This is a genomic window from Variovorax sp. OV084 (assembly GCF_900111625.1).
Taxonomy (GTDB): Bacteria; Pseudomonadota; Gammaproteobacteria; order Burkholderiales; family Burkholderiaceae_C; genus Variovorax.
The window spans coordinates 1-20,104 of sequence record NZ_FOII01000011.1; the positions used below are offsets into that span (position 1 = coordinate 1).

At 68.0% G+C, this 20,104-nt stretch carries 17 protein-coding genes; 7 read left to right on the plus strand and 10 right to left on the minus strand.

What is annotated here, in order from left to right; translation table 11 throughout:
* Positions 1–216 precede the first annotated feature (216 nt).
* Positions 217–2,118, plus strand: a complete 1,902-nt coding sequence (locus BMW87_RS23345; RefSeq protein ID WP_093078918.1) for an ATP-binding cassette domain-containing protein — start codon at positions 217–219, stop codon at positions 2,116–2,118.
* 95 nt (positions 2,119–2,213) lie between these two features.
* Positions 2,214–3,929 carry a phospholipase D family protein gene (locus BMW87_RS23350; RefSeq protein WP_093078920.1) on the plus strand — a complete coding sequence of 572 codons (1,716 nt, stop codon included), beginning with the start codon at positions 2,214–2,216 and terminating at the stop codon, positions 3,927–3,929.
* Positions 3,930–3,935: 6 nt separating this feature from the next.
* On the opposite strand, the gene BMW87_RS23355 is transcribed toward BMW87_RS23350, so the two are convergent.
* The 4 genes from BMW87_RS23355 to BMW87_RS23370 all read right to left on the minus strand — a co-directional run bounded on the left by BMW87_RS23355 (position 3,936) and on the right by BMW87_RS23370 (position 8,814).
* Positions 3,936–4,844 (minus strand): copper chaperone PCu(A)C domain-containing protein, encoded by a 909-nt coding sequence (locus tag BMW87_RS23355; protein ID WP_256216881.1) that lies wholly within the window; start codon positions 4,842–4,844, stop codon positions 3,936–3,938.
* A gap of 29 nt (positions 4,845–4,873) precedes the next feature.
* Entirely contained in the window at positions 4,874–7,162 is a 2,289-nt protein-coding gene (locus BMW87_RS23360; RefSeq protein WP_093079083.1) for a TonB-dependent receptor, read from the minus strand.
* Between the two features lie 116 nt (positions 7,163–7,278).
* The gene (locus BMW87_RS23365) at positions 7,279–7,650 is read right to left on the minus strand and encodes a DUF2946 family protein (protein ID WP_093079084.1); all 372 of its coding nucleotides are present in this window, start codon (positions 7,648–7,650) and stop codon (positions 7,279–7,281) included.
* A 9-nt stretch (positions 7,651–7,659) separates the two neighbouring features.
* On the minus strand, positions 7,660–8,814 hold the full coding sequence (locus BMW87_RS23370; RefSeq protein ID WP_256216882.1) for a TraB/GumN family protein: 1,155 nt from the start codon (positions 8,812–8,814) through the stop codon (positions 7,660–7,662).
* A 169-nt stretch (positions 8,815–8,983) separates the two neighbouring features.
* Between BMW87_RS23370 and BMW87_RS23375 the strand changes: the two genes are divergently transcribed.
* Both BMW87_RS23375 and BMW87_RS23380 read left to right on the plus strand, forming a co-directional pair.
* The gene (locus tag BMW87_RS23375) at positions 8,984–9,397 is read left to right on the plus strand and encodes a VOC family protein (protein ID WP_093078921.1); all 414 of its coding nucleotides are present in this window, start codon (positions 8,984–8,986) and stop codon (positions 9,395–9,397) included.
* Position 9,398: 1 nt separating this feature from the next.
* Complete coding sequence (locus tag BMW87_RS23380; protein WP_093078923.1) at positions 9,399–10,574, plus strand: toxin-antitoxin system YwqK family antitoxin; 1,176 nt, start codon at positions 9,399–9,401, stop codon at positions 10,572–10,574.
* A gap of 21 nt (positions 10,575–10,595) precedes the next feature.
* Here BMW87_RS23380 and BMW87_RS23385 read toward each other — a convergent pair whose 3' ends face one another.
* The 3 genes from BMW87_RS23385 to BMW87_RS23395 are packed head-to-tail and all read right to left on the minus strand — an operon-like array spanning position 10,596 to position 13,555.
* Positions 10,596–11,570, minus strand: coding sequence for a Bug family tripartite tricarboxylate transporter substrate binding protein (locus tag BMW87_RS23385; protein ID WP_093059945.1), 975 nt, complete (start codon positions 11,568–11,570; stop codon positions 10,596–10,598).
* 33 nt (positions 11,571–11,603) lie between these two features.
* A complete protein-coding gene (locus BMW87_RS23390; RefSeq protein WP_093078924.1) occupies positions 11,604–11,816 on the minus strand; it encodes a DUF2783 domain-containing protein in 213 nt (70 codons plus the stop codon).
* Positions 11,813–13,555 (minus strand): FAD-dependent monooxygenase, encoded by a 1,743-nt coding sequence (locus BMW87_RS23395; RefSeq protein WP_093078926.1) that lies wholly within the window; start codon positions 13,553–13,555, stop codon positions 11,813–11,815. The genes BMW87_RS23390 and BMW87_RS23395 overlap by 4 nt, the downstream gene beginning before the upstream one ends.
* 89 nt (positions 13,556–13,644) lie before the next feature.
* Here BMW87_RS23395 and BMW87_RS35710 point away from each other — a divergent pair, with 89 nt between their 5' ends.
* Positions 13,645–14,424 carry a helix-turn-helix transcriptional regulator gene (locus tag BMW87_RS35710; RefSeq protein WP_093078927.1) on the plus strand — a complete coding sequence of 260 codons (780 nt, stop codon included), beginning with the start codon at positions 13,645–13,647 and terminating at the stop codon, positions 14,422–14,424.
* 9 nt (positions 14,425–14,433) lie between these two features.
* Here the strand turns inward: BMW87_RS35710 and BMW87_RS23405 are convergent, their stop codons facing one another.
* Positions 14,434–15,510: a fumarylacetoacetate hydrolase family protein gene (locus BMW87_RS23405; RefSeq protein WP_093078929.1), complete on the minus strand. Its 1,077-nt coding sequence runs from the start codon at positions 15,508–15,510 to the stop codon at positions 14,434–14,436.
* 141 nt (positions 15,511–15,651) lie between these two features.
* Between BMW87_RS23405 and BMW87_RS23410 the strand changes: the two genes are divergently transcribed.
* Both BMW87_RS23410 and BMW87_RS23415 read left to right on the plus strand, forming a co-directional pair.
* Positions 15,652–16,842 carry a DUF3108 domain-containing protein gene (locus BMW87_RS23410; protein ID WP_093079087.1) on the plus strand — a complete coding sequence of 397 codons (1,191 nt, stop codon included), beginning with the start codon at positions 15,652–15,654 and terminating at the stop codon, positions 16,840–16,842.
* A gap of 147 nt (positions 16,843–16,989) precedes the next feature.
* Complete coding sequence (locus BMW87_RS23415; RefSeq protein WP_176929076.1) at positions 16,990–17,268, plus strand: BTH_I0359 family protein; 279 nt, start codon at positions 16,990–16,992, stop codon at positions 17,266–17,268.
* A 24-nt stretch (positions 17,269–17,292) separates the two neighbouring features.
* Here the strand turns inward: BMW87_RS23415 and BMW87_RS23420 are convergent, their stop codons facing one another.
* On the minus strand, positions 17,293–17,823 hold the full coding sequence (locus BMW87_RS23420; RefSeq protein WP_093078930.1) for a spore coat protein U domain-containing protein: 531 nt from the start codon (positions 17,821–17,823) through the stop codon (positions 17,293–17,295).
* Positions 17,790–20,099 carry a fimbria/pilus outer membrane usher protein gene (locus tag BMW87_RS23425; protein WP_177192829.1) on the minus strand — a complete coding sequence of 770 codons (2,310 nt, stop codon included), beginning with the start codon at positions 20,097–20,099 and terminating at the stop codon, positions 17,790–17,792. The genes BMW87_RS23420 and BMW87_RS23425 overlap by 34 nt, the downstream gene beginning before the upstream one ends.
* Between the last annotated feature and the right edge of the window lie 5 nt (positions 20,100–20,104).

Here is a 20,104-nt window from a genome sequence, read left to right on the forward strand (position 1 = left end):
TTCTTCACCGCCAACAATCAACGCCCCAGAAGAAGCATCAACTGCCTCGAACACCAGTGGCATTCATCAGCGAAGCCCACGAGTATATGACAGATCTGGGGCCGTGCAAGACCAGCCCAAAGAAACTTGAAAAGGGGCCTCTTCGAGCCCCTCCATACAGAGCCCATCTCCCTGCCGTCAAGCCCTGACATTGGCTCCTCCGATAATCCGCGCCACATGGCACTCATCACACTCCTCGACGCCCAACTGGCGTTCGGTCACGTCCCGCTGCTGGATCATGCGGACTTTTCTCTTCTCGAATCAGAGCGCATCGGCCTGATCGGCCGCAACGGCGCGGGCAAGTCTTCCCTGCTCAAGATACTGGGCGGCCTGGAGAAGACCGACGACGGCACCCTCCAGTTGCAGCAGAACCTCCGGGTGGCCTATGTGGCCCAGGAACCTCTTCTAGATATGGATGCGGATGTCTTCACCGCAGCCAGCCAGGGCCTAGCCCCCGTCATTGCCATTCGCGATCTCTATCTCTCCGGTGCGGACGGCCTTGACCTGGATGCCCTCCAGTCTCAAATCGAAGCCTTCGACGCCTGGAACTGGGAGCAGCGCGTGGAAGAAACGCTACACCGCCTGCACCTCGATCGCAACGCCCGCGTCGGCTCTCTCTCCGGCGGCACCCGCAAGCGCGTCGCCCTGGCGCAGGCCCTGGTGGCCGCGCCAGACGTCCTTCTGCTCGACGAGCCCACCAACCACCTGGACCTCGACTCCATCGAATGGCTTGAACAGCTGCTGATTGACTTCAAGGGCAGCGTCGTTACCGTCACCCATGACCGCAGCTTCCTGAACCGCGTCGCCACCCGCATCGTGGAGCTGGACCGAGGCAAGCTGGGCTCCTACCCCGGCAACTTCGAGCAATACCTGCTGCAGAAGGAAGAGCAGCTCGCCCAGGAGGCCGTCATCAGCGCCAAGGCCGACAAGCTCCTGGCCCAGGAAGAAATCTGGATCCGCAAGGGCGTGGAAGCCCGCCGCACCCGCAGCCAGAGCCGCATCACCCGCCTGCAGGAACTGCGCGCCAGCCGCGTCGCCCGCCGGGAAGTGCAAGGCAGCGTCAACATGGACGTCGCCTCCGGCCAGTCCAGCGGCAAGATCGTGGCCGAGCTCACCGAGGCCACCAAATCCTTCGGCGAAAAGACCGTCATCCGCAAGTTCAGCGGCACCATCCTGCGCGGCGACAAGGTCGGGCTGCTCGGCCCCAACGGCGCGGGCAAGACGACCCTGCTGAAGCTGATCCTGGGCGAGCTCGAGCCCGACAGCGGCAAGATCCGCCGCGGCACCAACCTGCAGGTGGCGTACTTCGACCAGATGCGCGACAAGCTCGACCTCGACGCCACCCTGGAAGACTTCATCAGCCCCGGCAGCGAGTGGATTGAGATCGGCTCGCAGAAGAAGCACGTCAAGAGCTACCTCTCGGACTTCCTCTTCTCCCCCGCGCGTGCCAACTCCCCCGTGCGTTCGCTCAGCGGCGGGGAGCGCAACCGCCTGCTGCTGGCGCGCCTGTTCGCGCGCCCGGCCAACGTGCTGGTGCTCGACGAGCCGACCAACGACCTCGACATCGACACCCTGGAGTTGCTCGAGAACCTGCTGCAGGACTACGACGGCACCGTGTTCCTCGTGAGCCACGACCGGACCTTCCTCGACAACGTGGTCACCAGCACCATCGCCTACGAAGGCGACGGCAACTGGCGCGAGTACGAAGGCAGCGTGCAGGACTGGCTGATCCAGTCCAAGCGCGCCCGCGAGATCGCCGAGCAGCGCGCGGCCGCGGCACCCGCCCCGGCACCAGCCCCCCCACCCGCCCCGGCTGCGGAAGCCACCGCCCCCAAGGCATCAGGCGCCCGCAAGAAACTCTCCTATAAAGAGCAGCGCGAACTCGACACCCTCCCCGCCCAGATCGCAGCCCTCGAAGCCGAGCAGACGCGCATCACCGAAATGCTCGAACTCGACGGCGGCGCCATCTACGCCAGCGACGCGTCGCGCGCCGCCGAACTGGCCGAGCGCCACGCCAGGATCGACGACGAACTGCTCTCCGCCCTGGAGCGCCAGGAAGAGCTCACCGCCGGACGCTGACACCCGTCGGCGCCGATCGTCCGCCCGTCCGACGCCGGGCGGGCGCCGACTAGGCTATATATGCGGCTCACCCTTCCAAGCCCCGGGAAAGCCGCATGCCTTCTTCCTTCCAGACGTTCTTGCGCCGATCCACTGCGCTTCTCGCGCTGCTGATCCTCGGTGCCTGCGCACAGCTGCCCCAGAACGTCGACCGGCCCGTCTCGACCGCTCTCGCCTCACCAGCCGCCGGCACCGCGATGGCCGACCTGGTGCAGCAGCGCCGGCAGACCGACAAGGCCCGCTACGAATCCGGCTTCCTGCTCCTGGGCGGTCCGCAGGCCGCCTACGGCAGCCGGCTCGCGCTGATCGAGGGTGCCCAGAAGACGCTGGACCTGCAGTACTACGCGATCCACGCCGATGCCAGCACCGGCCGCCTGCTGCGCGGCCTGCGCTCGGCGGCCGAGCGCGGCGTGCGGGTGCGCGTGCTGCTCGACGACTTCCACACCACCGGCCGCGACGCATTGGTGCTGGGCCTGGCCTTCATCCCGAACATCGAGATGCGCCTGTTCAACCCGCTGGCCGGCTCGCGCGACTCCACCTTCAGCCGCCTGCTCAATTCGATCGACGACGCCTCGCGCATCCAGCAGCGCATGCACAACAAGCTGTTCCTGGCCGACAACGTGCTCGGCGTCACGGGCGGGCGCAACCTCGGCGATGCGTATTTCGGCAACGCGACAAACGGCAACTTCGTCGATGTCGACGTGCTGGCGGCCGGACCCATCGTGCAAGACCTCTCGCGCAGCTTCGACAGCTACTGGAACAACGAGCGCGCCTATCCGGTGCAATCGCTGGTCACGCGCGAGGAACTGCAGGCCATGCGCGACCGCGCGCGCAAGGCCGACCAGGAGCTGGCCGAAGAATCTGCCAGCCAGCAGAAAGCCTCGGACAACGCCCCTCCCACCGCCGAACAGCGCGCCCGCGCATGGGACGAGAAGCCGCTGGACCTGCGCACCGCCACCTTCGTCTGGGCGCCAGCCGCGATGCTGGCGGACAAGCCCGGCAAGATCCCCGCCGATTCAGGCCCCGAAAGCGCGAAAGCACCGGGCCTCCTGGTCAGCCGGCCCGGCGACAAGGCCGGCACCTCGCCCGGTGCGGCCTCGCTGGAAGCCGCGTCCGATCTGGCCGCCAGCGGCGACACCGTGGTCGAAGGCCTGCTGCAGCTGATCGGCCAGGCGCGCGCCGACCTGCTCATCATCTCGCCCTACTTCGTGCCCGGAAAAGACATGCTGCAAGCCTTTTCCGCAGCCCGCACCCGGGGCGTGCGCATCCGCGTGCTGACCAACTCGCTGGCCTCGAACGACGCGCCAGTGGCGCACGTGGGCTACGCGCGCCACCGCGAGGAGTTGCTCGGAATGGGCATCGAGCTCTACGAACTGCGCAGCGAACAGGCGGGCTTCGGCAACGTCTTCGGCTCCTCGGGCGGCAGCAGCGCCACCGGCGAATCGCGCGCCATGCTGCACTCCAAGGTGCTGGTGATGGACGGCCGTCTGCTGGTGGTCGGCTCGATGAACCTCGACCTGCGATCGCAACTGCAGAACACCGAGATCGCGCTGCTGATCCGCAGCAACGAACTCTCGCGCGCCGCGTCCGAGCAGATCGAACGCGGCATGCGCGAGCGCTCGTGGCATGTCGAGCTGGTCGACGGCTCCCTGCTGTGGCGCGCGCCCGAGGGCAGCGGCCTGAAGGACACCACCACCGAGCCCGATGCCAGCGCCACGCTGCGGCTGCTGCTCAAGCTATTCGGGCCGCTGGCGCCCGACCAGCTTCTGTAGACGCCGTCAGTGCTTGTGCTGGTGCGCCGAACCGCCTGCATCGGCACCTTCGGGCGCCCCCACCGGCAGCGTCACGTCCAGCGCGGTCTTCACGCCCTTGGCGTCCTCGAACTTCAGCGTCATCGGCACGGTCGCGCCCTTGGCCAGCGCGCCCTTCAGGTCCATCATCATCACGTGATAGCCGCCGGGCTTGAGCTCGACGGTCTGGCCCGCGGGCAGGTCGAGGCCGCCGGTCAGTTCGCGCATCTTCATGGTGTCGCCTTCCATCTTCATCTCGTGCACTTCGGCAATGCCGGCGGCCGGGGTGGAGATGCTCACCAGCTTCGTGCCGGTGGGCGCAGTGAGCTTCATGAAGGCACCGGTGCCGCTCTGGCCCGGCACCGACTGGCGCACCCAGCCGTCGCGTACGTCGACCGTGGCCACGCCCTGCGCCACCACGTTCAACTTGGCGGCCGGGCTCTTCAGGCCGGCGGTCGAGTTGCCCGAGGCCGGCACCTCGGCCCAGTCGGCCACGCCGGTGTCGCAGGTCTGCAGCACCTTGAACCACAGCGTGCCGGGCGTCGCTGGCACCTTGCCGCGCAGCACGAACTCGGCGCGTTCGCTGCCGGGCAGCGCGTTCTCGGGCTTTTCTGCCGTCCAGCGCACTTCGCCATCACCGCTCTTCTGCACATCGAGCTTCCAGCCCTTGCGCTCCTGCGCATCGCTCAGCACGAAGCCCTTGGGCAGGCGCACGGCGAGGCCGGTGGTGGCCTTGGCGCCTTCGCAGGCGTGGCCGACACGGAAAGCGGCGTTGTAGTCGCTACCGACGGTGGCACCGCCCGGCGGCAGGGTGACGTGCGCCACGGCGGCGCCCATGCCCGCCAGCATGGCGCAGGCAGCAGCGGTCTTGAGGGCGGTCATCGAAGTCTTGTTCATATCGTGTCCTTGCAGTTGGAGTGAAAGAGTCAAAGGTCGAACTTGAGTTCGGCCACGTAGGTGCGCTGCGGGTACGGGTGGAAGGCCCAGTACTTGTTGTTGTTCAGGTTGTCGATGCCGAAGGACGCGCTCCATTGCTTGTCGATCCGGTAGCGTATGCGCGCGTCGACCACGAAGAACTTCGAGAAGCCCATGTACGCGAAGCCGTTGGGGTCGCTGTTGTCGAGCGTGCCGTACTGCTTGCCGCTGTAGCGCGCGCCGACGGTGTAGCTCCAGTTGGCGTCCGGCCGGTAGGTGGCGAGCAGCGTGGCGCGCACCTTCGGCACGCGCGGCTGGTCGTGGCCGACGCTGGCGGGAAAGCCGCTGTTGGCGGTGATCTTCGAGCGGGTCAGCGTGAGGCTGCCGCCGAGGTCGAGCCCCCGCACGCCCACGTCGACCGCATTCATCGCCACCTCGAGCCCGCGCGTGCGGATGGCGTCGACGTTCTGCACCGTGCTCACGAGGTTGGTGAGGGCCTGCGTGTAGAGCGCGTCCTTCGTGTTCTCGAAGAACAGCGTGGTGCGCAGCACGCCGTCGAGCCCCCAGCCCTTCAGGTCGCGCTCGGCGCTGAGCTCGGTGGTCCACGAGCGTTCGGGGCGCAGGTTCGGATTGGTGTTGATGATCTGGTTTCCGCTGATCGAGCCCTGGTAGAGCTCGCTCACCGTCGGCATGCGCACCGCGCGGCCGGTCGAGGCCTTGAGGAGCCAGTCGGACGTGGCCTGCCAGGCGATGGCGGCCTTGGGCGAGTCGTAGCTGTTCTTGCGCGGCGCAAAGTTCAGCAGCGTGGCCGCGCTGCCGAGCTGGCCGCCGTAGGCTTCCCAGCGCTCGTGGCGCAGGCCGAGCGTGGTCTTCCAGTCCTTCGCGAAGCGCCAGGTGTCCTGCACGTAGAGCGACTGCAGCCGGGTGTTGCCGTTGAAGGCCGAGAACGGCGTGACGGGCAATCCGCTGATCCAGTCGAGCGTGTTGCCGACGCTGGTGCGCAGGCGCGCCGTGTCCTGCTGGAAGCCGAAGTCGACCACGTGCGCGCCCACGCCCTCGGCCGAGCCGGTAGGCCGCCAGGTGCCGGCCGCCTTGAAGGTGTTCCAGCCGGAGCCGCCCATGTCGGTGGTGCGGCCCGGCCCGCCGCTGAAGGCGCCCGGCAGCGGTGTGGTGGGCGTGCGCGAGGTGTCGCTCGAATAGTCGAACAGGCTCGCCGCCACCTCCCAGTCGAACACGCCGCCGGTGTGGCTCTTCACCGAGAGGCCGTGCATGTAGTGCGTGAGCGCGGTCTTAGTCGGTGCGAGCGCGGCGCTCGGTGAATCGAGGTTGTAGGTGCGCCCGCCGATGTTCACGCTGCCGCCGTACACCGGCCGCCCGAGCGCATCGCGCAGCCAGGTGTCGACGCCGCCGTGCGTGGTGTTGTTCCACGCGCCCAGCGTGTAGGTGGCGCGCACGGTGGGCGAGAAGTCGTACGCCACCTTGAGCTTGGCCTGCTCCTGCGTGGTGTCGTAGATGGTGGAGCCGCCCACCAGCCACCAGGGCTGGTTCGACGGGCTCAGCCCCAGCACCGCGCCGGTCACGGGCGTGCCTGCGCTGCCGACCGTGCCCGCGCTCACCAGCCGGTTGCCGAACACCAGCGCCTGCCCCTTGCTGTGGGTGCGTGAGGCGCTGAGCCACCACGACCAGTCGCCGCTGCGGCTGCCCAGCGACAGGTCGAGCTGCTGGCCGGCCGGGGAGGAATGGCTGTTGTACAGATCGAAGTTCGACACGAAGCCGCTGAGCTTGACGTGCGCCTCCAGCTGCGTGGGCATGCGCGTCACGTAGTCGACCACCGCGCCCACCGAGTTGCCGGGGTAGGCAGCAGAGAACGGTCCGTAGAGCACGTCGACCCGCTCGATTTCTTCGGGCGACACCATGCCCCAGCGCGGCGCGTAGGTGGCGCCGTTGCCCAGCGGGTTCGACAGCATGATGCCGTCGGCGTAGACCAGCGAGCGCGCGCTGTTGCCCGTGCCCGAGGCGCGGGTGGCGAGCACGGCATGGTTGAAGTCGCCGATGTAGCGCTTGCGCACGACCAGGCTCGGCAGGTACTTGAGCGCGTCTTCGCTGTCGGTGGCGTTGACGGTTTCGACGATCTGGTCGTGCGTCACGCCTTCGATGGTGGTGGGGATCTGCGCCGGCAGCGAGGTCGGCCGGCCGCCGCTCACGGTGACGGTGCTGAGCGAACGGCCACCGGTGCCGCTTTCAGGCGCTTCGGCGGGCTGCTGCTGCGCCAGCGCAGGCGCGCCAAGAGGAAATGCCATGGCGATCGCCAGGGCGCGGGAATGCTTTTTCAAGAGGAACCTTCTCCACGAAACTTCAAGCCAGACAGGCCGCACACGCACTCGGTCGTGCGTATGCAGCTATGGTTTTGAGAGCGTCAGGAGAAAGTCGGGGGCCCGCGCGCCGGCAGCGGTGCCGCGGTGGCCGCGGCCAGGCGCGCGGCGGGAATGGACTGGACCACGCGGCCCAGCGGCAAGGGAAGATCGAAAACCGGAACCGCCATGGCCGGCGGCGGCGCGCCGGTCAGCACGCACAGCGGGCAGTCCATGTGCGAGGCGCCCATTTCCTGCGCGCCGTCTTCGGTGTGGACTACCACCTTGATCGAGCCGGCGCTGGAGCACACAAGCTCCATCGACTGCGGATTCACCAGCGGCGACGCCACCGCCACGCCCAGCGACATCACGAACCACAGCAGCACCCAGCGGCCGACGAGGCCGAGGAAGCGGGTGTGGGTTCGCAACGCGTGCATGGCGGGCAATTATCTGCGCACTTTGCCCTTGGCGGCAGGGGCCGCGGCCTTGGCTGGCGCTTTGGCGGGGGCCTTGGCGCCGCTGGCAGCGGGTGCCGCCTTCGTCGATTTGCCACCCTTCTGCACCGCCTGCCCGCGCTGGCCCTTCACGGCCTTGCCGCCGCGCACGGCCCTTGGCGCGGGCGATGGCGCCGCGAGCGCGGGCATCGGCTGCGCCGTCTGCGCCTGTGCGTTGGTCAGCACCGGCGTCACGGTGAAGCCACGCGCAGCCATCAGCGTGGGCAACCCCTGCGGGCCGATCATGTGCAACGCCCCGACCGCCGCGAAGACGCCCTTGCCGCCGGCGTGCAGGCGCTCGATGCCATCGGCCAGGTTCGGGTTGCGGTCGTCGAGCAGGCGCTTCATCAGACGCTGCTCGGCAGGCGTCTTGAGGCAGTCGCACCACTCGGGATAGCTAGCCAGTTTGGCCGCGTCGCTGCGCGCCCAGACATCGGCCAGTTCCTTGAGCTGGCCGCGCAGCTTGCCGGACTCCAGCTCGTCGAGTGCCGCATCGACCTGCTCGGCTTCTTCGGCTTCGGACTCGCCCGTCAGCACCTTGATCTGTTCAGCCGCGTTTTCGAGCGCGACGATCGGCTTGCTGCTGTTGCGGGCGGAGACCGCCAGCGTCTCGTCCACGCCGAATTCCGGGTACAGCCCATCGGCACGCCCCGCCAGGCCGGCCAGCGCCGTGACCTGCAGGATCGGCTGCAGCTTCGACAGCGTTCCCGGCGGCACGCAGGCTTCAGAGTTCTGGCGCTCCAGCCGGCGGGCGCGCTCGCCGCTGAGCATGCGCGCCAGCAGCTCCGGGTCGGCCGGCCGGGCCATGGCGCGGGCGGTGGCCTCGTCGCGCAGGTCGAGCTCCAGCGCGAGGGTGTCGCTCTGCGCCAGCGCCTTCTGGATGGTCGGGCCGGGCCGCACCCAGTCGCCGCGGCCGACGTGGATGGTGCCGTAGAGCCACGAAGTGCGTCCGTCGCGCTCGATGCGCCAGAGCACCCCGCGGTCGACGCCGTTGCGCACGCCCATGCCCGGCTTCTCGAGGCTGGCGATGGCCGATGGCGGGCAGGCGGCATGCGCCGCCGCGAAGCTGAACACACAGCACGCGCCAGCCAGGATCTGGCGTGGCATGCGCCGGAAATCCGGCGCGGAAGGAAGAAGAGAGAGGATGTCGCGCATCCGCGCGATGACATGCATGCCGCGCATCCGCGCGGCGAGGACCCGGAGTATCCGCAAGGCTTGCTCCACGATGAAAGAAAGTCCGGCATTCTCACAGCACCGCTGCCCATAATCCGAAACCATGCAGAGCATCTTCCACCTTGCCTTCAACGTTCGCGACCTCGACGGCGCCCGCCGCTTCTATGGCGACGTGCTCGGCTGCGCCGAAGGCCGCAGCACCGACACCTGGGTCGACTTCGACTTCTTCGGCCACCAGATTTCCCTTCACCTCGGCGAACCCTTCGCCACCGCCCGCACCGGCCGCGTCGGCGACGTGATGGTGCCGATGCCGCACTTCGGCCTCGCGCTGGCCCTGCCCGACTGGCAGGCAATGGCCGCGCGGCTCGAAGCCGCCGGCACCGAGTTCGTGCTGAAGCCGCAGCTGCGCTTCGAGGGCCAGCCGGGCGAGCAATGGACGATGTTCTTCTTCGACCCGTTCGGCAACCCGATCGAGATCAAGGGCTTGCGCTCCCTCGAAACGCTGTACGACAAGTGAAATGACCCCGCGCCGGATCGCCCCTCGCGGCGCCGCCGCACTCTTCGCACTCCTCTGTGCCACGGCGGCGCACGCGCAGCTCGACTGCGAGCTCAACGGCCGCAGCGTGAACCCGGCCAACGGCAGCAGCACCGCCGGCAAGACCGGCCTGCTGCGCTGCAAGGACCACGCAACCGGCGAGCTGCAGCGCGAAGAGCAGATCCAGAACGGCGTGTCGATGGGCCTGGTGCGCATCTACGAGAAGGGCAAGCTCGCCAAGGAGCACAGCCTCAACGCCAAGGGCAACCTGCACGGCCGCGCCCGCGAGTTCTCGCCCACGGGCCGCGTGCTGCGCGACGCCACCTACGACGACGGCCAGGAGCGCGGGCTGGTGCGCAACTTCTACCTCGACGGCAAGCTGCGGCGCGCCATCTTCTATCCCGACACCGGCAGCGGCAGCGAACGCGCGTCGGTCGAATTCACCGAGAACGGCCAGCTTTCGGCCCTGCGCTGCGCGGACGCGCCCACGCTCGCGCCGGTGGCGGACGACGCCAAGCTCTGCGGCTTCACGGGCACCGGCCCGTCGCAGGTCGACCTGTTCGACGCGCGCGGCAGCCTGCGTTCGCGGCTTTCTTTCGTGTCGGGCAAGCGGGTTCGCTCGCAGAGCTTCTACGACAACGGCAAGACCGCATCGCTGGACGAAACCGTGGGCAACCAGCGCACCGAGCAGAACTACTCGTCCGAAGGCGTGAAGCGCCGCGAGACGGTGTACCTGCTGGTCGAGCGCGCGAGCATCCGCGTGCGCGAGCAGGCCTTCTCCGAAAAGGGCACGCTGGTGCGCGACCAGCGCTGGAACAGCGCGGGCGAGCCGATCGTCGACGACGGCTACTACCTCAACGGCCAGCCGCGCAGCAAGTCGGCATACAGCGGCAGCGGCGACGCGCGTGCGGTCGAGATCACCGAGTTCTACGACAGCGGCCAGCGCGCCGCGCAGGGCCGCTACGAGATCGCGGGCCGCAACCGGCAGATTCCGGTCGGCACCCACCAGCGCTTCAGCGAGAAGGGCACGCTGCTGGCCGAGTCGAGCTTCGACGCCAAGGGCCGCGTGACGCGCGAGCGCACCTGGGACGAAAGCGGCGAATTGCAGCGCGACGACGAAGTCCTCGAAGACGGCTCGCGAAAGGCGTTTACCCGCTAGGGCAAACGCCGGTTGCCGGCATCAGTCCAGCTTGATGCCGGCCTGCTTGATGATCGGGCCCCAGCGCTTCGACTCCGCGCGCGACAGCGCCGCGAACTGCGCCGGCGAGCCCGGCATCGCCTCCATGCCGAAGTCTTCGAAACGCTTCTGCACGGCCGGCGTGCCGAATGCCTTGTTCAGGTCGCCGTTGAGCCTGTTCACCACCGCGGGCGGCAGGCCGGCCGGGCCGAGGATGCCCTGGAACGCGAACACTTCGGTGTTGGGCACGCCCACTTCAGCCAGCGTCGGCACATTGGGCAGCAGCTTGCTGCGCGCACCCGAGCCGATGGCCAGCACCCGCACCTTGTTGCTCTGCATGATCGACAGGCCCGAGGCCAGGTCGAGGAACATGCAGGGCACCTGCCCGCCCATCACGTCGGCCATGGCCGGCGCCGCGCCGCGGTACGGAATGTGGGTGATGAAGGTGCCGGTGCGCACCTTGAACATTTCCATTGCCAGGTGGTGCGGCGAGCCGTTGCCGGGCGAGGCGTAGTTGACCTTGCCGGGATTGGCCTTCACGTAGGCCAGGAACTCCTTGAAGTTCTTCGCCGGGAAGTCCGGATGCACCACCAGCGCGAGCGGAAACTTGCCGATCGCGCCGATGTAGGTGAAGTCTCTTTCGGGGTTGAACGGCAGCTTGCTGAACAGGTGCTCGTTGAAGGCCAGCACCGCGTTGTCGGCCGAGAGGATCGTGTAGCCGTCGGGCTTGCTCTTGGCGACGAGGTCGGCGCCGATGTTGGTCGAGGCGCCGGGGCGGTTGTCGACCACGATCTGCTGGCCCAGCGTCTGGCGCATCGATTCGGCCAGCACGCGCGCGATCACGTCGGTGCCGCCGCCCGCCGGATAGGGCACGACCCACTTGATGAGCTGCGCGGGGTATTCCTGCGCGTGGGCGAAAGGCGTGGCGGCCACTGCGGCGCCGGAAGCGAGCGTGGCGAGAAGGGTGCGGCGATCCATGGATCAGTCTCCAGTCGTTTGTAATTTGGAAGGTCAGGAAGCGGACAGCGATGGTACGGGCAGCGCGTGCAGCGCATCGGCCAGCGCGGCGCGGCAGCGCGCCTCGTCTCCGACCTGCTCGAACAGCAGCAGCGCAAGCCGCGCCAGGAACAGCGATTCGCGCTCGGCGCCCGCCTCGGTGATGGCGCGTGCGCACTCGGCATAGAGGCGGTCGCGGGCGTCGGGGTTCAGCGGTGTCGTGGTCATGCGAGGGGCTCCTGGGCCGCGCGGGCCAGTGCAGGTTGCAGGGCGCCGGGCGGCAGGCGATGCCAGCGCGCGGCCACGTGGCCATCGGGACGCAGCAGGTAGACCGCGCCGTCTTGCGCGCCGAGCGCTTCGAAGACGGCGGGAGATGCATGCGCGTCGGCGCCGTCGACGCCGTCGATGCCCGGGGCCGCGATGCTGCGCACGACGAAGGGCAGCGCGCCCTGCAGTGCCTGCGCAATGTCGGCTGCAGGCAGCGGGGCCACATCGGGCCGCAGCACCAGCAGCGTGAAGGTCGGCGCGATCCAGTCGGTGAGGTGGCCTTGCGCGAGTTGTTGCTCGGGCATCACCTCGCCCGGCAGCGGACCCCTCGGCAGTTCGTCACCCTCGCTAGACAGTGGCGAATCGGCATAGCGCACGGCCTGCGTCTGGCGCGGATTGATGAGCTGCGCAATGCCGCGATGCGCTTCCGACAGCGACAGCGCCGCCTCGCGCAGCAGGTCGAAGCCCCGAGATGGCGGCGACATGAACTCGGTGCTGCGCATCGCGTTCTCGGCGTTCACGTGGAAGGCCGCGATGCGCTCATGCGAGTACGAGTCGAGCAGCGCCGCATCTGACAAGCCCCTGGCCACGAACGCCAGCTTCCACGCGAGGTTGTCCGCATCGTCGAAGCCCGAGTTGAGCCCACGCACGCCGAAGATCGGCATTGCATGCGCCGCGTTGCCCGCGAACACGACGCGGCCGTGGCGATAGCTGTCGAGCGTCATCGCGCCGGCGCGGTAGACCGAGGTCCACACCGTCTTCCACGGCAGGTGGCCTTCGCCGATGGCGTCGAGGTGGCGCTGCACGAACTCGGCCACGGCCGGCGGCTGCAGCGCTTCTTCGGTGCTCTGGCCGGAGCGCAGCTGGTAGTCGATGCGCCAGATGTCGTCGGGCTGGCGGTGCATCAGCACGGTCGAGCCGGGGTTCCACGGCGGGTCGAACCACGCGCGGCGCTCGGTGGGGTGGCCGCTGTGCAGCTCGATGTCGATGATCACGTAGCGGCCTTCGTAACCCGTGCCCTCGAGCGTGAGCCCCATCGCCTTGCGCACGAAGCTCTGGCCGCCGTCGCAGGCCGCGAGCCACTGTCCGTGCAGCCGGTAGGCGCCTTCGGCGTTGCGCACGTCGAGCGTCGCGCCCTCATCGCTTTGCGCGAGACCGGTGAGCTCGGTGCCCCAGCGGATGTCGATGAGCCCCGGGGTCTGCTCGTTGCGGCGGAAGATTTCTTCCAGCAGATAGTGCTCGGCGTAGTACTGCTCGAGGTTGATCATCGGCGGCAGCTTTTGCTGCGCGTCGTGCGGCATCTCGAAGCGGAACACCTCGGCCGTCTTGTAGAAGCTGCGACCGCCAGTCCACGGCAGGCCCTTGGCCATGAAGCCGGGCAGTACGCCGAGCCGCTCCATGATTTCAAGGCTGCGCCGCGAGATGCAGGCCGCGCGGCTGCCCACGCACACCGTGTCGTCGGCTTCGAGGATCACGCTGCGCACGCCGTGGTTCGCGAGCCCCAGCGCGAGCGCCATGCCGACCGGCCCACCGCCCGCGATCACCACTGGATGGCGGCCGGGTTCGATACCGCCTTCTTCGAGCGGCGGCGTCCAGGGCTTGTAGCGCGTGTAGTGGAAGGCGCCGACCGACGGCGGCAGTTCAGTGGCGCTGGCCGGCGGAGGCACGGGGCCGCTGGCAGCATCGGGAGAGTTCGTCATCCGACGGGATTGTCCCGATGCGCGGGGGCCGTCAATGTCATAACTTCGTACGAGGTACTTACCCGAACTGCTCTTCTTTTTCTTCACGCATGAGACGCTGGCGCATCCACCCCACCGACACCGCGCTGGCCGCAGCCGTCGTCGGCGACGTGCTCTCCGGCGTGGGCACGCCGCATCTGGCAACCAGCTACCTCAAGGCGATGCAGCGCGTGATGCCGGTGACTTTCTGCACCGTGTTCGTGGTCGATGCCACCGGCCGCATCGAGGCGGTGTCTGCCGCCAGCAGCTACGGCAGCACGGCAGAGCGCACCACCGAACGCTATGTGGCGCAGCGCTTCGACCTGCTCGACCCGAACATGGCCTGGCTCGCTGCGCGCAAGCTGCCGAAACGCGCGCAGCTATGGCTGGGCCACCAGCACGCCGACGAAGTGGCCGACCCGGCCTACCGCGCCGCCTGCTATGGCGACGTCGGCATCCGCGAACGAGCGTCGGTGCTGTTGCTGCTGCCCACGGGGCAGCGCGTGGCGGTGAGCTTCTACCGCAGCCTCGCGCAGCCGGAGTTCGATGCATCGGACTTCGCGCGCATCGAGGCGCACGCCACGCTGCTGGCCGACGCCACCGCGGCGCATGGCCGCAGCGCTGTGGCCGTAAGGGAGGCGGTGGAGCCCACGCTGGCCTCGCGGCTGCTGAGGCTGAGCCTGCGCGAACGCGAGGTCATCGGCCACCTGATGGCTGGGAAGACGGCGAAGGAAGCGGCGCGCGAGATCGGCGTGGAGCTGACGACTGTGCGCACGCATCAGTACCGGGCGTTCCGGCGGTTGGGCATACGGTCGCAGAAAGAACTGCTGCGCGGTGCCGGTCCGGGCTGAAACGCGGCTTCAGTCTTCCGCGGTCTCTTCCTGCGCCGGGGCGGGCTTCACCAGCGACACCGGCGCCTCCTTCGGCCGCCCGGCCGTCGACACGATCTCCTGATCGATCGCACCGAACAGCGAACGCCCGTCGAGCCCCTTCATCTCGATGCGGATCGTGTCGCCGAACTTCATGAAGTCGGTATAGGGCTGGCCGGTCTGGATGGTCTCGATGCAGCGCTTCTCGGCGATGCACGAATAGCCCTTGGGCCAGTCCATGTGGCCGTTCTTCTCCACGCCCTTGTTGCTCACGGTACCGCTGCCGACGATGCTGCCGGCGCGCACGTTGCGCGTCTTGGCGATGTGGGCGATGAGCTGGCCGAAGTGGAAAGTCATTTCCGGGCCGGCGTCGCACATGCCGACCTTGCGGCCGTTCCAGCTGCTTTGCAGCGCCAGGTGCACGCGGCCGTCCTGCCAGGCCTCTCCGATCTCGTCGAGCGTCACGGCCACGGGGCTGAAGGCGGTGGCGGGCTTGCTCTGGAAGAAGCCGAAGCCCTTGGCCAGCTCGGCCGGAATCAGGTTGCGCAGGCTCACGTCGTTGGCCAGCATCACGAGGCGGATGCCGTCGAGCGCCTGGTCGGGCGTGGAGCCCATGCGCACGTCGCCGGTGATGACGGCGATCTCGGCCTCGAAGTCGATGCCCATGGCTTCGCTGGGCACGATCACGTCGTCGGTCGGGCCGAGGAAGTCGTCGCTGCCGCCCTGGTACATCAGCGGGTCGGTGTAGAAGCTCTCGGGCACTTCGGCGTTGCGCGCCTTGCGCACCAGCTCGACGTGGTTGATGTAGGCCGAGCCATCCGCCCACTGGTAGGCGCGCGGCAGCGGGGCCATGCACATCGACGGATCGAAGGGGAAGGCGTGGCGCGCGCGGCCGGTGTTGAGGGAGTCGTACAGGTCCTGCAGCTGCGGGCTCATGAAGCCCCAGTCGTCCAGCACCTGCTGCAGCCGGCTCGCGATGCCGGTGGCGTAGTGGGCGAGCGTGAGGTCGCGCGAGACAACGACGAGCTGGCCGTCGCGCGAGCCGTCCTTCAGGGTGGCGAGTTTCATGATGCGGTGCGTGCGTGATGGCGCGGGACACGGCGCGTGCACGAGGCCGGGCGCCGCTCCCACTTAAACTGGTTGAACGGGCGGCAGTGTACCGAGGTGGTCTTCGTGAACCTCCGGGCCGGCGCCTCACTCCACACACTGATGCCGACGCTCGTCGCCCCTCCTTCTTCCTTGCTGCCTCCCGGCCTGCCCGGGCGTCCGTCGTGGCGGGTGCTGATCGGTCTGACGCTGCTGGTGGCGCTGATCCACCTGCTGGTGCTCGGGCTGGCGCCGGTGGCCATCGGGCCGGAACCCTCGCCGCTGGCGAGCAAGTTCAGCACGCGGACGATCGTGATCGCGCCGCCGGCTTCTGAAAAGCCCGCTGCGCCGGCTGCCGCCCCGGCGGAAGCCAAGCCGGCACCGCCGCCCAAGCCGCGCCGGCCCCGCGAGCCGTCGGCGCCCCGTCCGAAGCCGGCTCCTGCAGCCGTTACGCCAGCGCCGGAGCCAGACGCTTCCTTGCCCCCTGCTCAGGAAACACCCGACCTGACGGCCCAGGCTGCTCCCGATTCAGGAGCAACACCGCCCGAAGCAGCCGCCAGCGCCCCGGCTGGAGCGCCTTCCCCTGCCGGTGGCGCGAGCAGCGGCACCAAGGCGGCCGGCGGCAGCGAAGCCTCGGGAACCATCGCCGGCACCCAGGCGCTGAGGATCCCCGGTTCGGTCACGCTCGATTTCGAAGCCACGGGCCAGGTGGGGGCCTCCCCGCAGCGGGGCGTGTTCGGTGAGCTCGTCTGGCTGCAGGATGGCTCCCGCTACGACGGGCGGCTGACGCTCAAGGCGGTGTTCTTCACCCTGCTCAACTGGCACAGCACCGGCCGCATCGGCCCCTCCGGCCTAGAGCCCGAGCGGTACTCCGAAAGCCGCAAGGCCGAGGTGGCGTCGCATTTCGTGCGCGACCAGGGGCAGATCGTGTTCAGCAACAACACGCCCCCCGTGCCCCTGCTGGCCGGCGCGCAGGACCGCATGAGCGTCATGATGCAGCTCGGCGGCCTGCTGGCGGCCAGCCCGGATCGCTATCCGGCGGGCACCCGGATCTCGGTCCAGACCGTGGGGCCGCGCGATGCCGACGTCTGGGTCTTCGTGGTCGGCGAAGAGGAAAAGATAGCCCTCCCGGCCGGCGAATACACCGCGCGCAAGCTCACCCGCAACCCGCGCCGGGATTTCGATAGGAAACTGGAGCTCTGGCTTGCGCCAGCGTACGGTTATCTGCCCGTGCGCATCAGGCAGACGGAAGCAAACGGCGACTTCGCTGACGCCCAATTGCGCAAACCCCTACCCGCAGGCCCCTCGAATTGAGGAGAAAGTCACACTATCGAAGCAAAAGGTCCTGGAGATATGCCGATTAGCCTGTTGGTTTTACAAATAGACAACCTATCTTGAAACTGGCGCGTTGATTGCTATCTAAACCCCATGAACGCCATCGACATACTCACAGGGCCCGCCATGAACATGCTTTATGACTCGGAGTCTTTCGTCGTCGTACACGTGCAGCCCAATGAAGGCGAGGAGCCCGCGCAGCCGAATGTGCCGGTTCTGGAGCGCCATGGCTTCGAGATCGTGGACAAGCGTTCGGGCAAGGAGGTGTACCTCGACGGCTCCTGGGCCGAACTGTTCCAGCAGCAGATCGCCGCCTGGCAGCTCAACACTCCCACCCAGGAAGAGGTCGAAGACACGCTCGAAGGCTACGCCGAGCTGGCCCACACCCCCGTGTTGGTGCACTGAACCGAAAACCCCGGAAACAACAACTCAGTAGGTCACGGTCACCGTGATGGTGTCGGTATAGCTGCCCGGCGCAGCCGTGTACTGGCCGGCAGGCAGGCGACCGTAGACGGTGTGCGTGGTGCTTGCCGTCCTGGTCCCGAACCCACCTGAGGCGGACGCGCTGCCCGACACCGTGCTGGTCGCCCAGACCGTCCCATAGGTCGAACTGGTGTACAGGTTGTAGTTCAGGGTGTAGCTGCCATAGCTCATATAGCGGCTCGTGGTCGTTCCCGAATTCCCCGCACTGAGGCTGACCGTATAGCTCAAGGTGCTGGTTCCGAAGACACTTCCCGAGAACGTGGCCGCCACCGTGATGGTGCCGGTACTTGCGGTGGCACTCGTCGTGGACGCGCTGTAGTTTCCGAAGCTCAGGGCCGTCGCGCTGATGGTGGCAGAGCAGGTCGGCGTCCCGAGCCCCGTCGACGTGCATGTCGCATGTGCCGACGTGGCAGCCAGCGCGCCAATCAGTCCGGCAACCCAGATCAGCGCGCTGTAGTTGGAAGCATCGTTTCGCATGTGTAGGGCCCGATTTGTGGCAGCGTGCCGGTGGTCGGAATGGGGCCGACCGTGAAACTGCAATGGCCAGTGCGCCAATTCGCCTCGAAGCGTTCGCCCGCACGGGGGCGATCGAGCTGCAGCGTGCCGCCGTAGCCGGTGATCAATGGAGACGGACGGCCTTCGCCGACAACGTCGATGCCAGCCGGCAGCGGCGACCCGTCGGGCAGCCGGATCTGCATGGTGGCGCTCAGGTCGCGCGAGATGTCGAAGGTGGCCGCCGCAACGCCCTTGTACGATGGCACGACCTGCAGCACGTCGGAGTGCACCTGCGCCGAGATCGGCAGATCGCCGTTGTCCACGCTGATCTTGTTCAGCTCATGGGCACGCAGCCCGGTCACGAGGGCATGCCCCTCGCCGTCGGTCGTCGTCGCCAGGTTGTTCTCCCGGTAGATCTTGATGCCGGCCGCGCCGGGCACCGTCACCAGCGCAAAGCCGTCGCTGGACGATTGCGCCGCGAAGAACATGCCCGACGTATAGCCCAGTGAACCCTCGGCAAGCACCCTGGCGCTGGTCTCCTTGTTGAGGTCGACGACCTGCGCGTTGAAGCTCGCATAGGGGGTCCGCCAGGTTGCCTCGGCCTGGGCGCGCTTTGTCTCGCCATTCGAGGCAACGACGCGCCAGCCCAGCCCCTCATCGCTCGGAGTCGCCTGGCTGACGTCGACCGTGGTGGTGGTCTTTCCGTTCTGCCGGTTGATCGTGGCCGATGCGGTCTGCCGGTCGCCCAGCGGAAGGGTCAGGCTCAAGCCGACCGATGCGACGCGCTGGCGATTCGCCGTGGCGCCCGAGTCGGTGCGCGCCACATAGGTGTTCAGGAACACCGCGCCGAGCTGAATGGAATGGTTGAGCGAAAGCACCTTGGCCTCGTCGCCGCCGCTGTAGCGCAATGCCGTGTAGGCCAGGCCCAGGCTGCCATAGCGGCGGCCAAGGGAGCGCCCCAGGAACAGTTGAGTCTGCCCGGTCGTGTGCGTCTGGCTGTCCAGCCATGCAACCTGCATGAAGCCTGCGCTGGCGGATTGCCGGCTTGCCGAGAAGCTCCACTCAGAAGCGATGTGCGCGAACGAGACGCGCCCGAGCGTTCCGCTGCCCGAGTCCTGCGAGCGACTGGCCGCGCCGTGCAGTCCGAACTCCCCCAGCGGCGCCCACACCCAGGTCAGGCCGGCGCCGGCAACCTGAACCTGCGCACCGGCCTCGCCATGCAGTTCCATGGTGGCCGTCTCGCTGAGTCCGCGGCGCCAGTTGCCGGCAGCGAACGGGCTGCCGTAGTCATTGCTCTGAAGGCCATAGTTGAGGCGGCTCCACCCCACGTTGACCGAGTAGTCCGACAAGCCCGCGCGCAGCAGATTCGTGCTCACGTAGTAAGGCGTCGTGACGGTGCGCCGCACGCCCAGCGCGTCGGACACCGAGAAGCTCATCTCACCCGCGCCGCTGAGCACCGGCACGTTGCTCAACGAAAACGGGCCCGAATCGACCTGCCCCTGATAGTGCAGCGTGTTGTTCACATAGGCTTCGAGCGTCGACGCGACGGCCGATCCGCCCGTAAGCGACGGCACCGGATAGCTGATGTACCCGGGGCTCAGGCCGAACTGCGTGCCGAACTGCACCCCGGCAAAGCGCGACGGCGTGGACCACGCGGCGTTCTGCGTGATGGCGTCGCCGACTGTCAGCCGCGTCAGGCGATCCGGGTCGTCGTAGCGGTAGTAGCTGTCGAGCCGGACCATCTTGCTCAGCGACGAAAGGCCCGTCGCATTCTGATAGGCCGACTGGCCGACGAGCACGCTGTTCGCCAGCAATCCCCATTGGCCCGAAACCGTGCTGTCGAGCAGTCCCGATGCGGCAATGCCGTTGCTGTCGTGCTGCAACGCCATGCTGTAGTTGACGAAGGCGGCATTGACCGAGGGCGTCGGCGACGGCCGGTTCGCGGCCTTGCCGGTGAGTGCACTGGCCACGAATGCCGTCACGGGCAAGCGCACTTGCGCCGTCTGCGTGCTTTCTTCCAGCGCCACGCTGCCATTGGGCAACGCAGCGGGGTCGTAGTAATCGGCCCCCTCGACCACGGCCGTCGCCTGGGCGGGAACGATGACGCGCCACGCCTGCAAATCGGCGCGGCTGAACAGGAGCTTGCCCCCGTGCCGGAGCGCAGAGCGTGCAGGCCCCTCTGCCGTGCCATTGACTTCGACGTCGATGATCACCGGGGTGAACACCCGGTCGTCCGCGATCACTTGGGCCTGCGCCATGTGTG

What these genes read in the sequence shown, in the direction of transcription:
- BMW87_RS23345 (WP_093078918.1), top strand. Translation starts at nt 217, where the DNA reads ATGGCACTCATCACACTCCTCGACGCCCAACTGGCGTTCGGTCACGTC.
- BMW87_RS23350 (WP_093078920.1), top strand. Translation starts at nt 2,214, where the DNA reads ATGCCTTCTTCCTTCCAGACGTTCTTGCGCCGATCCACTGCGCTTCTC.
- BMW87_RS23355 (WP_256216881.1), bottom strand. Translation starts at nt 4,844, where the DNA reads ATGAACAAGACTTCGATGACCGCCCTCAAGACCGCTGCTGCCTGCGCC.
- BMW87_RS23360 (WP_093079083.1), bottom strand. Translation starts at nt 7,162, where the DNA reads ATGGCATTTCCTCTTGGCGCGCCTGCGCTGGCGCAGCAGCAGCCCGCC.
- BMW87_RS23365 (WP_093079084.1), bottom strand. Translation starts at nt 7,650, where the DNA reads ATGCACGCGTTGCGAACCCACACCCGCTTCCTCGGCCTCGTCGGCCGC.
- BMW87_RS23370 (WP_256216882.1), bottom strand. Translation starts at nt 8,814, where the DNA reads ATGCCACGCCAGATCCTGGCTGGCGCGTGCTGTGTGTTCAGCTTCGCG.
- BMW87_RS23375 (WP_093078921.1), top strand. Translation starts at nt 8,984, where the DNA reads ATGCAGAGCATCTTCCACCTTGCCTTCAACGTTCGCGACCTCGACGGC.
- BMW87_RS23380 (WP_093078923.1), top strand. Translation starts at nt 9,399, where the DNA reads ATGACCCCGCGCCGGATCGCCCCTCGCGGCGCCGCCGCACTCTTCGCA.
- BMW87_RS23385 (WP_093059945.1), bottom strand. Translation starts at nt 11,570, where the DNA reads ATGGATCGCCGCACCCTTCTCGCCACGCTCGCTTCCGGCGCCGCAGTG.
- BMW87_RS23390 (WP_093078924.1), bottom strand. Translation starts at nt 11,816, where the DNA reads ATGACCACGACACCGCTGAACCCCGACGCCCGCGACCGCCTCTATGCC.
- BMW87_RS23395 (WP_093078926.1), bottom strand. Translation starts at nt 13,555, where the DNA reads ATGACGAACTCTCCCGATGCTGCCAGCGGCCCCGTGCCTCCGCCGGCC.
- BMW87_RS35710 (WP_093078927.1), top strand. Translation starts at nt 13,645, where the DNA reads ATGAGACGCTGGCGCATCCACCCCACCGACACCGCGCTGGCCGCAGCC.
- BMW87_RS23405 (WP_093078929.1), bottom strand. Translation starts at nt 15,510, where the DNA reads ATGAAACTCGCCACCCTGAAGGACGGCTCGCGCGACGGCCAGCTCGTC.
- BMW87_RS23410 (WP_093079087.1), top strand. Translation starts at nt 15,652, where the DNA reads ATGCCGACGCTCGTCGCCCCTCCTTCTTCCTTGCTGCCTCCCGGCCTG.
- BMW87_RS23415 (WP_176929076.1), top strand. Translation starts at nt 16,990, where the DNA reads ATGAACATGCTTTATGACTCGGAGTCTTTCGTCGTCGTACACGTGCAG.
- BMW87_RS23420 (WP_093078930.1), bottom strand. Translation starts at nt 17,823, where the DNA reads ATGCGAAACGATGCTTCCAACTACAGCGCGCTGATCTGGGTTGCCGGA.
- BMW87_RS23425 (WP_177192829.1), bottom strand. Translation starts at nt 20,099, where the DNA reads ATGGCGCAGGCCCAAGTGATCGCGGACGACCGGGTGTTCACCCCGGTG.